The organism is Lacrimispora amygdalina (assembly GCF_900205965.1).
GTDB classification, from domain to species: domain Bacteria; phylum Bacillota; class Clostridia; order Lachnospirales; family Lachnospiraceae; genus Lacrimispora; species Lacrimispora amygdalina_A.
In genome coordinates this window covers 12856-26514 of record NZ_OAOF01000012.1, presented here as the reverse complement: position 1 = coordinate 26514, position 13659 = coordinate 12856, and the positions used below count along the sequence as shown (strand labels likewise).

At 30.6% G+C, this 13659-nt stretch carries 13 protein-coding genes and 1 tRNA gene; 10 read left to right on the top strand and 4 right to left on the bottom strand.

From position 1 onward, the window contains the following. Positions 1–56 precede the first annotated feature (56 nt). On the top strand, positions 57–956 hold the full coding sequence (locus CRO04_RS15780; RefSeq protein WP_097005232.1) for a hypothetical protein: 900 nt from the start codon (positions 57–59) through the stop codon (positions 954–956). A 109-nt stretch (positions 957–1065) separates the two neighbouring features. On the opposite strand, the gene CRO04_RS15775 is transcribed toward CRO04_RS15780, so the two are convergent. Continuing rightward, positions 1066–1278 (bottom strand): hypothetical protein, encoded by a 213-nt coding sequence (locus CRO04_RS15775; RefSeq protein ID WP_097005231.1) that lies wholly within the window; start codon positions 1276–1278, stop codon positions 1066–1068. 374 nt (positions 1279–1652) lie between these two features. Between CRO04_RS15775 and CRO04_RS15770 the strand changes: the two genes are divergently transcribed. Continuing rightward, positions 1653–2225, top strand: a complete 573-nt coding sequence (locus CRO04_RS15770) for a GNAT family N-acetyltransferase (RefSeq protein ID WP_097005230.1) — start codon at positions 1653–1655, stop codon at positions 2223–2225. A gap of 487 nt (positions 2226–2712) precedes the next feature. Here the strand turns inward: CRO04_RS15770 and mobV are convergent, their stop codons facing one another. Then, positions 2713–3756 carry a MobV family relaxase gene (gene mobV, locus CRO04_RS15760; protein ID WP_097005228.1) on the bottom strand — a complete coding sequence of 348 codons (1044 nt, stop codon included), beginning with the start codon at positions 3754–3756 and terminating at the stop codon, positions 2713–2715. Positions 3757–4017: 261 nt separating this feature from the next. Here mobV and CRO04_RS15755 point away from each other — a divergent pair, with 261 nt between their 5' ends. Further along, complete coding sequence (locus CRO04_RS15755; protein ID WP_097005227.1) at positions 4018–4842, top strand: hypothetical protein; 825 nt, start codon at positions 4018–4020, stop codon at positions 4840–4842. A gap of 197 nt (positions 4843–5039) precedes the next feature. Further along, a complete protein-coding gene (locus CRO04_RS15750; RefSeq protein WP_097005226.1) occupies positions 5040–5573 on the top strand; it encodes a hypothetical protein in 534 nt (177 codons plus the stop codon). Positions 5574–5712: 139 nt separating this feature from the next. Here the strand turns inward: CRO04_RS15750 and CRO04_RS15745 are convergent, their stop codons facing one another. Further along, complete coding sequence (locus CRO04_RS15745; RefSeq protein ID WP_097005225.1) at positions 5713–6033, bottom strand: hypothetical protein; 321 nt, start codon at positions 6031–6033, stop codon at positions 5713–5715. Positions 6034–6230: 197 nt separating this feature from the next. On the opposite strand from CRO04_RS15745, the gene CRO04_RS15740 reads away from it, so the two are divergent. The 3 genes from CRO04_RS15740 (at position 6231) to CRO04_RS15725 (ending at position 9795) form a co-directional block, all read left to right on the top strand. Then, a tRNA-Ile gene (locus CRO04_RS15740) sits at positions 6231–6304 on the top strand. Between the two features lie 403 nt (positions 6305–6707). Next, complete coding sequence (locus CRO04_RS15730) at positions 6708–6977, top strand: hypothetical protein (RefSeq protein ID WP_097005223.1); 270 nt, start codon at positions 6708–6710, stop codon at positions 6975–6977. Positions 6978–7374: 397 nt separating this feature from the next. Further along, positions 7375–9795, top strand: a complete 2421-nt coding sequence (locus tag CRO04_RS15725) for a TerD family protein (protein ID WP_097005222.1) — start codon at positions 7375–7377, stop codon at positions 9793–9795. Positions 9796–9858: 63 nt separating this feature from the next. On the opposite strand, the gene CRO04_RS15720 is transcribed toward CRO04_RS15725, so the two are convergent. Next, complete coding sequence (locus CRO04_RS15720; RefSeq protein WP_097005221.1) at positions 9859–10239, bottom strand: Hsp20/alpha crystallin family protein; 381 nt, start codon at positions 10237–10239, stop codon at positions 9859–9861. Positions 10240–10396: 157 nt separating this feature from the next. Here CRO04_RS15720 and CRO04_RS15715 point away from each other — a divergent pair, with 157 nt between their 5' ends. From CRO04_RS15715 to tnpB, 3 genes are all read left to right on the top strand, one after another. Beyond that, positions 10397–12025 carry a hypothetical protein gene (locus tag CRO04_RS15715; protein ID WP_141400994.1) on the top strand — a complete coding sequence of 543 codons (1629 nt, stop codon included), beginning with the start codon at positions 10397–10399 and terminating at the stop codon, positions 12023–12025. Positions 12026–12188: 163 nt separating this feature from the next. Continuing rightward, complete coding sequence (locus CRO04_RS15710; RefSeq protein WP_097005219.1) at positions 12189–12395, top strand: hypothetical protein; 207 nt, start codon at positions 12189–12191, stop codon at positions 12393–12395. Positions 12396–12545: 150 nt separating this feature from the next. Next, positions 12546–13658: an IS200/IS605 family element RNA-guided endonuclease TnpB gene (gene tnpB / locus CRO04_RS15705; RefSeq protein ID WP_330400865.1), complete on the top strand. Its 1113-nt coding sequence runs from the start codon at positions 12546–12548 to the stop codon at positions 13656–13658. Position 13659: the final 1 nt, after the last annotated feature.

Below are 13659 nucleotides of genomic sequence, written 5' to 3'. Positions count from 1 at the left end.
TTACTACTTTCTTCTTTCATAATAGTAACAAACCTAATTAGGAGGCTGTAACATAGATGAAAATTAAAAAGATACTATATTTATCCATTGCGGTAGCAATGTTCAGTTCGTTTCAAGTATTGGCTGCTTCGGCGGATATAAGTGCAGAGGGTACGGAAAATGCCGGTACTGTTTACAACAATAATAATACAAATGAAGCTCATGATGGAGACCTCGTCTGGTCAAATGGAGAAAGAAGTATATATTATGATCCTCAAAATGACACATATGAAGATTCCAATGGTACAGTTAGTAAATCAGAACTTGTATCATTAGGAATTATACCAGAAAAAGAGACAGAGCCGGAATCTTTAGCAAGTAAAAGGGAAATCAAGTTAAATATATCAACGGTATTTGACAATTTTGATGTTGAATCAAGTGATATACATAATATTTTATTGACAGTAACCGGTGAATTAAAATATGATAATGAGGAGGAGGTTACTCCGGAATTTACTAAAATAAATTTATCGAGAGATAATAATTTTACAAGTACCGAATCCTTTGAATGTACTGACAGAACGTTTTCACTATTTCCGTATATTCCGAATGACTATTCAAATGCTTATACGGTTAGTATAAAATACAATGACGAAGACTGTTATAACTTATCTTCGGATGTTTCTTCTTATGACGTTGTAGTGCATTTATATAAGCCAGATCATACGATTACGGATGCTAACAAGGCTCCAACAATTGCTGATAATTGGGAGCACTTATTTAGTGGAAAATATTCAGAGTCAAGAGCAGAGGAATTAGAGCTAGATGAGGAAACAGAAACCATTAAAGAGGGAGAGAAACAAATAGAAAATAAGAATCATGTGCCAATCCTTTTGAGTACTGTTATTTTAGCTTTACTTAGCTTTGGTGGGCTTGGTTCATACTTACTGTATAAGAGAGCAAACAAGGAAGATTAATTTTGATATTTATAAGGAGACTGTGAGGTCTCTTTATTGTTAATTAGGCATAAAGAAAAAGCAGCACCAGGATTAATCCTTAGATGCTGCTTTATATGTATATGTTTGATTAGAAACCGTCAAAAATATGAATGCCAAAACGATTACTTACACATTGAACCAGAGTCAAAAATAGAACATTAATAATGAGATTTTGAATAATACCTATTTCGCTGACTGAAATATTAATACCAAATGAAGATAAGATACTTTCAAAAGCTACTACAACAGCGGCGTTGGCTAATAGAGCTGTTATAAATTTTTTGGTTTTATACACTTTCATATAATGATCCTCCATTTTTTATTTTATACAAGTAGTATGTAGAAACGGATGATATTAAAAAAAAGAATTATAAAAAATGGCATCATGAAATCAATATGATTCCACAATGCCTTGAGCTCAAAAAACTTTTCAAACCTTGACATGGTAAAATTTATACCTCTGTCTCTAAAACTGGGTTAAAAACAAAACTGGCTGCAGAAGGAGTAGAGGAAGCAAGAGCAAGACCAAAGCTGTTTCAGTGGAAAAATATTATATAGCGACAGGAAAAATGGCTACGAGCCTATTAATAATTGAAAAAAGTAGATTTCAATAAATTTATTGTGTGTTATAATAAGTAAGTAATTTCTATTATATCTAAACAAGAGGTGCTTATAATGCGATCAAATGAAAGCTTTAATATGAAATTCTATAATTCATATTTGAAACAGGAGGTTATTTGTAGAATTGATGAAGCGAAATACAATGACTATATAGAGGCTATGATTTCATCAAAAATTTCTGAACCAATAGATGGATTTTGTAGATTATCTTATGTGGAAATAAAAGAAGAGGATTCGAAGTCTATCTTAGCTTTTTGTGTTGACTTTAAAAATACTGAGAACAAGATAAGTTTAGATGTTTACATTGCATTACTAGAAACACATACTCAGAGGCAGGGATATGGTACAATGCTTTTTAATGCCATGTTAAGATATATAAATCAGCGAGTAATTGCTTCAATTGGAGAAAATGCAGTCCTGAAGAGTATACGAGGAGAGTTATCAACTAAAGATAAGTACTTGGGAAATTGGAAAAAATCAATACCATTTTATAAAAAATTAGAGGAATGCCTGGATAACCAATTTCAAATACTCTTCAAAGACGAATTCGGTAATATTTTTGAAAATGAATTATTTGAAGAACAGGTAGATAGCGGCTATTTTATTTTTGAGAAAGTAGAATCTTAAATAAAATAAGCTTTCGAATTGTTCAAAATACCTTTTACATAGTAGACCATAGGAGCTTTTAATTGCTTAAATAAGCCGTTAAAATTATATAACCCAGGATCCGTGAACAAAATGTTCCAAGCATTTTCGAAATCGACAAGGGAAAATCCGTCGTTATAGTCAGCTGGATTTATAAAAAACTCGGATTTCCCAGGTGTATTTAAGTCTTTGTATTTAAGACCAAAAAGTTTTCCGTTCTCAGGTAATATTTTGAGGAGATTCATATTTATCACACCTTTTTATTTTTATTATGTAAGAAAATCTTTAATGTTCCAATGAACTAATTATTTAGATGGTCACATGAATACACTGGTAACAGCTATAGTTTTAGTTATGTGAGATCACAGATGCAGACAAAAAACAACGGCTCCCTGTGGATTTGACCAGTGCCAACCCAATCCGAGGGCATTTTGCCGTTGTTTAGCAAGGAAAAAGAATTGTCAACTATTTACTTGGATTTGTCTTGGTATTTAGACTTTTCTTTTAAATTCTTTCCTGTTAATATCAAGTTATCAACTAGATTAATGATGGATTCTTTATCTTCATTGGACTGAGTGGCAATTCCCTCAACTAGGTAATCATAAGATCTGCTTTTCTCTTTAACTTCTGCTATCGGACCTATTTCGCGTTCTAATTCATCAAACATGTCTGCTTTTTCCTGATATTTTTTATAAAATTCCTTTTTTGTTTCGCTTACAGCATTTTTTGTTATTTGCTCTGTTTCCATCTTAAGTCTTTTGTTTTTATCTTCTAAGGCTAAGGCCTTTAAGTTTGCCTCTTTGTATAGCTCGTTAACACGGTCACGATAATCATCTGCAGTCTCTTTTTCTATTATCGGCGGGAGCTCTTTTTCAAGAGTTGTATTAAGCGCTGTATAATATCTTTTGATATCCTGATGCCGAGCTTTAGAATTTTTAATTCCACGATCTAAGTTATGTTCACTTTTCATAATTTTTCCATATGAATCCTGAAGTTCTACCATTTTTTGCCGACTTCTCACGTAGTATCTGGAATTTAAGCGTCCTTTATCATCAATTGGGACTATAATTGCATGACAGTGGACGTTGCCAGGCTCATCTGCATGATACATGACTGACAGAACATTATCTCCGTATTTCTCCGGATCCGCATTAAATTCTTTCCGTAGCCATTCTACATTGTCTTTTTTCCATTTTTCAAGATCAACATTTTCCTGATCTTCTCGAGAAAAAGTCGTTACAACTTCAAAGGCATAGACAGCATTAGAGCGAATTTTTTTATCATCACCATACCCAAGGGCCTTCATTCTTTCTTCAAATGCTTCTTTATAGGTTTTCCCAACGATTACTCCATCGGAGTCTTGATATACATCAAGCTTTACAAGCTCTTCATTTAAACCAGATTTTTCTGCATCAGCGTTTATTACATCAATTTTTCTGTAATTGTGATTATATTTTCCATTTAGCTGATTAAAATTTTTGATTTTTTCTAATGTCATAAAACAATATCCCATATTTGACCTCCTATGATTATCTGACAATCGATTAAGTTGATAGTCACGAGTGATTCACCTAATCGAAGATATAAAGATACTAATTAATAATGGATAATAAAATGAGTGAATAAATGCGTATAAGCAAAAGTATCTTTGTTGTGACTTCAATGAAATAGTATTTACAAATTTCTATTTGGTTAAAGGTTAAATTGAAAGGATTGTATGTTTCGTAATATAATGATATACTTCTTAAAAATGTAATTAAGGAGAAAAGTAAAAATGCCAGGCGCATTAACAGAAATATTCAAGGAATTCAAAGAATTATTCCTAGAAATTTTTTTGTTCATTATCATGGGTAGTGACAAGACAAGTAAAAAGCAAATGTATAGCAATATAGGAAGAAAAATTAGAATTAGTAAAGACACGCATCTTGCTAAAAGGAAGATAGAATTTTGTATTAGAATTTGTATTTTCGCTTTTGCATGCTACTATTTTAATGTTTATATTATGAGTAAAATTTTTGTAGAACCTTATGTTATTATAGGAGTATTAGTAATGGAGTGGTTTGTTCTATTAAATTATCATGAAGTGATGTTCAAACGGAATTTAGTAGGATTTGATAACAATGATTTTAAACGAATGCGAGAAGTATCACAACAATTAACACTTATCCATACAATGGTGTTTGCCATAAATAGTCTCGATTTATTATTTGATATTATTAATTTGGTGGCATATGCTCAAGCAATAACAATTTTAATTATATTTATTTATTGTTGTTATATTTATGATAAAATGAAATCAAAAACAATATATTCTTTTCGATGTGAAAGTGAAGGTAATATTGGCATAGCGGTTGATTTGGCTAAAGATATAAAAATACACTTTAAAAATGGTTATATTGAAAATATTAATTTATTGATTTCTAATTTATATATTTGCGATGATGATAATATATTGATCTTGAGTAAAAACAGTAAAAGAAAATTATACAATAAAAATAGGATTATTAAAATTTCTGTAAAAAATGAAAACATTGTCTATGATAGTTTACAAAATAAATGGGTAAAAAAAGAGAATCGATCCTTATTTACAAATATATAATGTTATTTATATTTTTTACTTTAATCAGTTATTAATGGATATAAGGCTCTAACCCTGATCTATTTATAGCTGATTTTTTATTGCTTTGTTTACAATGATTGAATAATTTGATTTTGTTGTTTTTTGGATTTTATAAACGCTTGTTTTTTAAACAGTATAGATTCCATAATAACTTTAATGAGAAAGGAGAAATTTATATGAAAATATCGAGAAATCTTAAGAATCAAATCATCGTATATGTAAAAGAATATGCAAATCGTGTAAATGAAAGCGAAGACCCAATTGAGACAATAAATTTGTTTAACACAAAGTCAGCAGCAGAAGCTATTATTCAAGCACTGAAGAAGAAACAGCAATTAGGAGAAAGTGAATTAAAATCAATAGATGATCCGGGATTTTATGATTATCTTATTTCATTTCTTTATGAAAAGCTTCCTATAAATTTTTTGGCTTTAAAAAGAAAAATAGGCTATTATGAAGCAAAAAGTTTGTTGACAGATAAGGGAATAGAATTCTTTCCGGAACTACACGGTTTAAAAAATACCTTTTATAAGAAAAAAAATAACGATTATCCGGCCACTGATAAGCAAATAAAATATATAATTGGTTATAATGTAGTTCTCGATCATGCCAACGAACTATCAGGCAGAGAAGCCTCGTTAATAATTTCTTGCTTAAGTAATAAAAGTAAGACAAAACCGGCTTATTTTGGATATTACATTAAACAATAAAAAAGAAGAAAGTAAACGTTTCAGTAAATATTAGAGCAAGCATTCCGCATAAGCCTGGACCAGAATTTTCAAATATTGATGAATTTTGTTGGATTAACTAAAAATCATGAGGGTCAGATAAGACCCTCATTTATTGTTATTATAATTTAGAGAACAAATCAAGAACGTGTAATGCTAAGTCCTCAAGACCATCATTATTGTTTGGGCTGGCAGCTTTCCCAAATTTACAATTCAACGTTATTCCAACAACATGATTGGCATTACGAGCAAAAGCTTTTTTAGCAGAATCATAATATATAGTTATTCCACCGTCTCTGCCGTTATAGCTAAAACTGAACGAATAGAAGTTAACGCCATCTCCTTTCTCCGATACCTGATCTAGTATAAAACCTCCTTTTTGATATTTCATTAGTGCACTTATTACTTCTCTTTCATCACTATAGTAACTTTTTTCTGACATTAGTATTCTCCTTATTAAAAAAATATTTTACTTCCAGATAATAATAACATACCATATATGTATTATAAAATCAATTTTAATCCAATACAATAAAATGAGATATTGAATCTCAACTCTTTTTTTAATTATCTGTTTTTTCCTTTCTACATAATATTAGTGTATTAAAGAGAGCAGGAGTTAATTCATGCTTTAGGAATGGATCAGTAGCTCAGTTGGTTAGAGCATCCGGCTCATAACCGGGCGGTCGTGGGTTCGAGTCCCACCTGATCCACTTAATATAGTAAGTTTGAGGAGAGGCGGTTTATGCAAATCTTTTGGAGTCGCATGAACCGTTTTTCGTTTGTTAAAAAACACATAATAGAATTGTAAATAGATAATAGGAGAAAGGACAAGAAATAAGTATGAGTAAAAAAACTAAATCAAATATTATCGGAACATTTACCATTATACTGTTGTTAATATCTTTTTTGTTGGCATTAATATCATTTGTTATACACACATTGCTATTGAGCCCAATTATTTTTGTGCTAATGTTTACTTATGCTGAAATGAAAGAATGGTATTTACATTGCCGTAAGGAAGAAATAAACGAATTGTTAGAAAATTTTGAAAAGTCAGATGTATTTTATAATTTAAAATAGAACAGATATTTACTAATTAAAAGGAGAATAAAGATGGAAAATGAAATTGTAAAAATCATTGTGGATTGTGAAACAAATGATCCTATTGATGTTAAGTGTGGAGGTCCATCAATCCTTGGATTTGACTTTTTTGTCAGAGAGGAAGTAGCAGACGAGATGATTGAGGAAATTAAGAAGCTTCTTGTAATGTATCAAAGGCCATTAATGCAAATAAGAAAAGTTTCAGAAGAAGCTAAAAAAGAAACATTGGATTATTGGAAAAGAATAGAGAACATTGAAAAATGTATAAGGGAAGGTTATTAATAATGATTAGCCACATTTTTGAGTTGATATTTATATGGGAGAAAAATAAAAAATAACTTTAAATATTAAAATCAGCAGTTATTTTAAAAATAATATTACATAATAATTATATAGGTCGAAAAAAAGAGAAATCAAAATGTTCCATTCAAAAACTTCCTTCTAACAACTGGTGAAAAATAGTTTTTGAGCTTAACATGCTTTGACCAAAGCGGTCCATTTAAAGGCTTCCTTCTAAAAATGAAGAATACTTAAAATCTTATAAAAAATAGTCTTTGAGCTTACCGTGTAAAAAAGATAGTGCAAACTATCTTTTTTTTATGCTAAAAATTTACTGTAAGAAGAAAAAACTTGCATACTAAAATAGTAAAATATAAAAAATGATTGCATGGAGGTAATTATGAATTCAAAATTAAACGAAATTTTGTTAAATAGGAAAAATTTGGTATCCGTTAATTTAACGATGGACTCTGTTTCTGGAGCTATTCACCCAACACATGATAAGACAAGTACAATAGAAAAATATTTATTAGCAGCTACAGCTTCAAAGAACCTTGAGAGTCTTGGATTTCGTTATTCTCATAATTTGATTAGTAAATTGAAAGAATCTTCAGTTGAAGAAATTTTGAATGTGGAATCCCAGATTCTCGATAATATTGAAAAACGTCTTGGAGCAGATGTAGAATACAAACCAATGTATCCTGGTTTTCCAGAAACAGTGATGTCAAAATCGGATATGGAGCTTTATCTTGATGCAATGATTTATGCAGAGTCAGGATTTAAAGAAATGCCATTAGAATATACGCTGTTTAAAAAAGATCAGGAAGAGATCCTTATCAATACTTCAAAAGAAGTAGCGAAATTAAAAACCATAAATGTTGGAGATGAAAAAGATATAAAAAATATTGTGTCCAATTTAATGGCATCTTCGGTTGCATTTTCTCAGAACGATAAAGACGATATAGTAACAGTTGCGAAAGAAATGAAGGAATTTAAGGATTTTATTCCTGAAAAAGTACCTAATAAAGAAAATCTGACATGGCTTGCATGTTCCTATATGCAATTTATTGTCAAAGGTAGAAACCCGTTTCTTAACAAAATGAATAGTGCAACCGATGTATTACGGTTGATTGTTGCGAGAAATGAAGGAAGTACCTCTTTAACAGAAAATGTGAGGTTTAAAACGTTAGGCCAGCATGAATCTAGGATGTATGCATATCAATTGGCAAAAACAAATAATACAGAAAGTGATATCTCACAGAGACCAGAGGTTTTCAAACGAATCTTTAAACAGTATCACTTCCCTACATTTTATAAGGATAAATTAGTAAATCATTATCTTTCTGAAAAAGAGAAAGCTAAGATGATATCTATTTCTGAAAAGTTGTACAAAGATGACTTGGTGCCGACCTTTGAATCTATGAGAAATAAATTGGCGAAAGATGGAAACTTTAAAGAATTAGTTAATCTTTACAGACAAGCTCCGGGAAAATTAGCGAAAGATATGGATTGGTTAATTTCGTTAGTAGATAAATACTCTGGCGGAAAAGAGACTGAATCCTATAGTAGAGTACGGGAGGAAAATATTGATCACCTATGCTCAGTATTAAAAAAGGTTATTGATAAGATTGATCCCAATAATCTGCTTAAAATGCAGGCATTAATTAATTTAAGAACAGCAGAAAAAGATTTTTGTATCTATGCGTCCAAAAAAGGATTGGGAAATCCTTATATGAAAAGAGAGACGAGAGGACCAATTTCCACTGATGTTGTGTCAAAAATCAATGGAATTGTAGACGAAGCATTAAAGACCAAGTATGCAGACAAGCGTCCTCTGGGAAAAGTATATATCGAAGATTCATTAAAAGAAATTAAAATCCCTTCAGCACAAAGGACTGACTCTAAAGGAGCACAGACTCTGCCATATGGTTCACAAATTGATATTGAAAAAGAGACAAAAAATATCAGAGGTTTTATTTGGTGGACAAATATTGATCGAAATCATGTGGATATTGATCTTTCTGCAACATTTTTCGATAAAAATTGGACGAAATTAGCAGATGTATCTTATTATGACCTAAGAGGCTCAGGGTACGGAGTTCATTCTGGAGATATTAGAGACGGCGGATCACCATACGGGAATGGTGCATCTGAATTTGTTGACATGGATTTAGAAAAATTAAAGAAGTTGAATGTTGGGTACGTCGTATTCTCAGTCAATAACTTTAGTAATTATGAATTTTCTAAGACACCATGCAAATTTGGTTGGATGGAATTGAATGATAAGAGTAAGACCTTGTATGATCCAAGAAAGGTTAAGTCATCTATTCAGCTAAATACGGATAGTACAAGATCTATTCCGGTAACCTTTGATGTGGAAAATCAGAAAATGATTTGGATGGATAGAAATCCAAGAGCCTTTTGCGATTTCAGAATTAAAGCCGAATCAATCAAAAAGGGTGGGAATAATGTGGATACTTATGCAACTCCAATTATGGTTGAAGCATATAAGGCTGTAAATCTGCCAGCACCATCATTATATCATCTTATGCAGCTTCATATGGCTGCCAGAGGAGAAATGGTAGATAAGCCGGAAGAAGCTGAAACGATATTTAGTCTTAATCGGATAAACGACGAAAAAGAATACCCGAATATGAAAGACAATATATGTGCTTATGATAATGATGTAATATTAGGAGATCTGCTTCCAACTGCTTTATCGGTGAAAGATATTGAATACTTCAAGGAACTTGAAGAACTTGAAAAGGCAGCTTTAGAAAGCGAAGAGATGATTGAAAGTAAAGATGAGGTAATAATTTAAAAAAGAGGCATAAGCCTCTTTTTTTATATAGCAAATAGATTATGTATACCAAGTGTCTTTCAATTAAGATATTTGAATTAAATCTTCTTCATCGTTTTCATCGGGATCCATTTTTTTAATAGAGATTTCTAAAAGTCCATTTTGAAAATTTGCTTGTACTTCTTTTTTGTTTACAGGATCTTCAAGTTCTATTAAACGTTCTCTTTCAGTATGGCAGCGCTCTGATATGATATAATTCTGATTCAGATCTTCTTCAATATCTTCAGAAATTTTTAACGATAGTTTATCTCCTTTAAATTTTATTTTAATATCTTTTTTTTCTCTACCTGGGAATTCAGCAAAGATATAGTAATAGTAATCATCCTCTAACATATCAAGTGTAATTGTAGAATTAATATTCTCATCGAAACCGAGTGAACCTTTTTTTGGTGAAAACAGTGTCATAAAAATCTCCTTTCTAGAAATAAAATAGTCAAAAATAGTATGCAAACTTGTTTTAAATAATAAGCATTGAATTCGCTAAAATAAATTAATAAATTAGTTTTAATATATCTGTGAGATTACATTATATTTAAAAGTAAATAAAAGGAGGATGTTAGTGGTGGAAAAAAATAAATATAATGATTATTATCAAAACGTTGCAGAACTTTCTTCAGATCTCTTTTCTATTCTTTCAGAGGAGATGAAGTTAAATATTGAAAATTCAAGATTTGATGAAGAAGAAGAGTACTATAAGCGCTTCTATACGGCTGTTTTGTCTGCGTGTGATGAAATACATAAAAATAGTTTGGCCATATTAATATACAATGGAGTTGTTCCCAAAATTAGAAATAAAAATTCTTCAGAGTCTATATTGAATTCAAACCTCAGCAATACTGGTATTGATTGTGTGTATATGATTCAAATAAAAGAAAAGAAGTATGAAATCAATAATATCGAATTGAAAAACATATTAGAAGAAAATTATAATATTGGCTTAAAAGAATCATCTGGATCATATTCCAAGATTAAACAAAGTGAAAATGCAGAAAAGACTGATATTAAAGATGAATCTATAAAAGTAAAATCTTTTAAGAAAATAAAAGTGCCTTTGAATGATGATAAAAATAAAAAAATTGCAAATGGGACTATAAAAGTTGAAACAAAGGTAAAAAGTAAAAATGAAGAAGGAATGATAAATAATCTGCTGTTTAAGGAACATGATAAAGTGAAAAAAAACGAAGATACTTATTACGAGCCGAAGTTCTCATTAAATGATATCGAAGATGAATTTAATGATTTATTGCTAGATGAAAAATTTATTGAGATTGAAGAAAATGATCAAGTTAAGAAAAATATATCGAAGCAAATAGGTGTCAATTCTATTATTCCTGATAAGATATCAACTACTTTGAAAGTAGCTGAAGAATCAATAAACAATACTTGTGAACAAACTTCGATTAATAAAAATTTGAAGCTAGTAAAGCCGGATTTAAAAACTATTAGTGAAAGAAACATTATGAAGCCAGTGAAATCGAGTTTGCAAAGTAATGATTTTAAAGAGTCAAAGTCATCAGAAAACAAAGAAATTGAGTTAAATAAAAAGACTGAAAATCTATCAAATTTTATATCTCCAAAAGATTTAATTGTTGATAATTATATAATCAAATATATTAATAAATCTGAATTACCTACTCCTTTTCACGGAGACTTAAATACAATAAAATCGAATTTGTCTAATAAGACAATCTCTGTTTTAGTCACTCCACTGCATTTGGAATATGAAGACTGTTTTACGACTCAAATAATGGTTTTGGCTAAAAGCGGAAGCGAAATCAGAACCTTTGTTTCAGAAGATTATAATCGGCCGTCAGTGCAAGTGAAAATAAATGATGAATCATTTATCGTAAGAGGCAGTTGGGTAAACGGAGAATTTCAGTCATTATTATATCCACAAAATAACAGTGAATATGAAATAATCAAGTCATTAAATTCAATAAGACCAGAAATCGCCTGCAATGCTGGACATAATATATCATATATAGATGATAATATAATTCATATATTTCCGTTATCTTCTAAGAATAATGATAAAGGATATGTAAATATAATGGTAGGCTTAGAAAATAAAAAAAATAATTTATACAAAATAGATATTTCATCACATAATAATAAAATAGTAATAGAATCATATGAGATATCAGCAAAATGGGAAGATGGAAAACTCATTTCATCTATATTAAAATCATAACAAGTATATTAAGCCAAGCTGAATTCTAATTTATTTTTTTGGTATGTTTGGTATTGACACGAACATACGTTCTGTATATAATAAATTTATCCCACTTAGGAACTTAGTTAACAAATAGCAAAAAACAATTATAATATATATATGTATTGAATTGGGAGCGATTATGAACAGAGAAAAATTAATACAGATGATTTCAGAGTTAATTATTCAAGAATCATTGAATGAAGATACTTCTCCCATGGAATTTTATAACCATTGGGTTCAAGTTAGCGGTGTAAAAATTGAAGATCTTGCAGTGGCATCTTGGCTATTAGATTTTATTAAAGATGCCCTGTCAAGTAATAAAGATTTGCTTTCTTATTTTATCTAAGAATACAAGAATACTCTGAATTCTATAAGTTAGAGGTGAATTGTAAACTCACGTTAAAGAGATCAAACTCCGTCGTAGACGGATTTTACTTTTGGTTAACAAAAGACAAATAAACATTATAATATATAAATATAAAAAGGAGGCAGCTGAATTATAGAGAAGTCTTATAAGTACAGAATTTATCCAAACAAAAAGCAAAGACAATTATTAAATCAGACATTCGGATGCGTCCGTTTCGTATATAATCATTACTTAGATAAACGGATTAAAGTATATGAAACTGATAAAACCACATTCGGCTATACAAAATGCAGCAGTGATTTAACTAGACTTAAAAAGCAGTCAGATTTTGAATGGCTAAACAACGCGGATTCAATTGCACTACAAAGCTCTTTAAAAAATCTTGAAACTGCTTTTAAAAACTTCTTTGAAAATCCCAAAACAGGATTTCCTAAATTCAAGTCAAAGAAAACACACTCCTATTCCTATACTACAAAATATACGAATAGAAATATTGAGTTGTTTGGCAAACACATTAAGCTTCCTAAGTTAGGTTTAGTAAAAACAAAAGTGTCCAGACCTACAAGCGGTAGGATACTATCCGCTACAGTCAGTCAGACACCATCCGGGAAATATTATGTATCCGTATGCTGCAAAGAAGTAAAAGTTGTTACATTACCTAAAACAGGTAAGTCTGTTGGACTTGATTTAGGTATTAAAGATTTTTTGATATTTTCAGATCCCTCTGCGAGTATCGAAAATCCCAAATATCTACAGAATGATTTGAAACAACTGGTAAGGTTCCAAAAGTCACTGTCGAGAAAAACAATCGGTAGTTGCAGGTGGAACAAAGCACGTATAAAGGTTGCTAAACTGCAGGAAAAAATCAAAAACAAGCGGAATGATTTTCTTCACAAGCTCAGTACCAGAATTATAAAAGAGTACGATGTCGTCTGCATTGAGGATTTAAACGTATCCGGGATGATTAAGAACCATAGGCTGGCCAGAAACATCGCTGATGTATCATGGTCTGAGTTTATAAGACAGCTTATCTATAAGGCAGGCTGGTATGGAAAAGAGGTAGCAAAAGTAGACCGTTTCTTCCCATCCAGCCAGATCTGCAACATATGCGGTTATAAGAATTCGGAGGTTAAAGATTTAAGTATCCGCACATGGATTTGTCCGAAATGTGGTTCTATGCATGATCGAGACAAGAATAGTGCAATTAATATCTTAAATGAAGGACTAAGAATAGTTACTTAAT

What these genes read in the sequence shown, in the direction of transcription:
- CRO04_RS15755 (WP_097005227.1), top strand. Translation starts at nt 4,018, where the DNA reads ATGCCAGGCGCATTAACAGAAATATTCAAGGAATTCAAAGAATTATTC.
- CRO04_RS15745 (WP_097005225.1), bottom strand. Translation starts at nt 6,033, where the DNA reads ATGTCAGAAAAAAGTTACTATAGTGATGAAAGAGAAGTAATAAGTGCA.
- CRO04_RS15725 (WP_097005222.1), top strand. Translation starts at nt 7,375, where the DNA reads ATGAATTCAAAATTAAACGAAATTTTGTTAAATAGGAAAAATTTGGTA.
- CRO04_RS15710 (WP_097005219.1), top strand. Translation starts at nt 12,189, where the DNA reads ATGAACAGAGAAAAATTAATACAGATGATTTCAGAGTTAATTATTCAA.
- CRO04_RS15750 (WP_097005226.1), top strand. Translation starts at nt 5,040, where the DNA reads ATGAAAATATCGAGAAATCTTAAGAATCAAATCATCGTATATGTAAAA.
- mobV (WP_097005228.1), bottom strand. Translation starts at nt 3,756, where the DNA reads ATGGGATATTGTTTTATGACATTAGAAAAAATCAAAAATTTTAATCAG.
- CRO04_RS15730 (WP_097005223.1), top strand. Translation starts at nt 6,708, where the DNA reads ATGGAAAATGAAATTGTAAAAATCATTGTGGATTGTGAAACAAATGAT.
- CRO04_RS15720 (WP_097005221.1), bottom strand. Translation starts at nt 10,239, where the DNA reads ATGACACTGTTTTCACCAAAAAAAGGTTCACTCGGTTTCGATGAGAAT.
- CRO04_RS15770 (WP_097005230.1), top strand. Translation starts at nt 1,653, where the DNA reads ATGCGATCAAATGAAAGCTTTAATATGAAATTCTATAATTCATATTTG.
- CRO04_RS15775 (WP_097005231.1), bottom strand. Translation starts at nt 1,278, where the DNA reads ATGAAAGTGTATAAAACCAAAAAATTTATAACAGCTCTATTAGCCAAC.
- CRO04_RS15780 (WP_097005232.1), top strand. Translation starts at nt 57, where the DNA reads ATGAAAATTAAAAAGATACTATATTTATCCATTGCGGTAGCAATGTTC.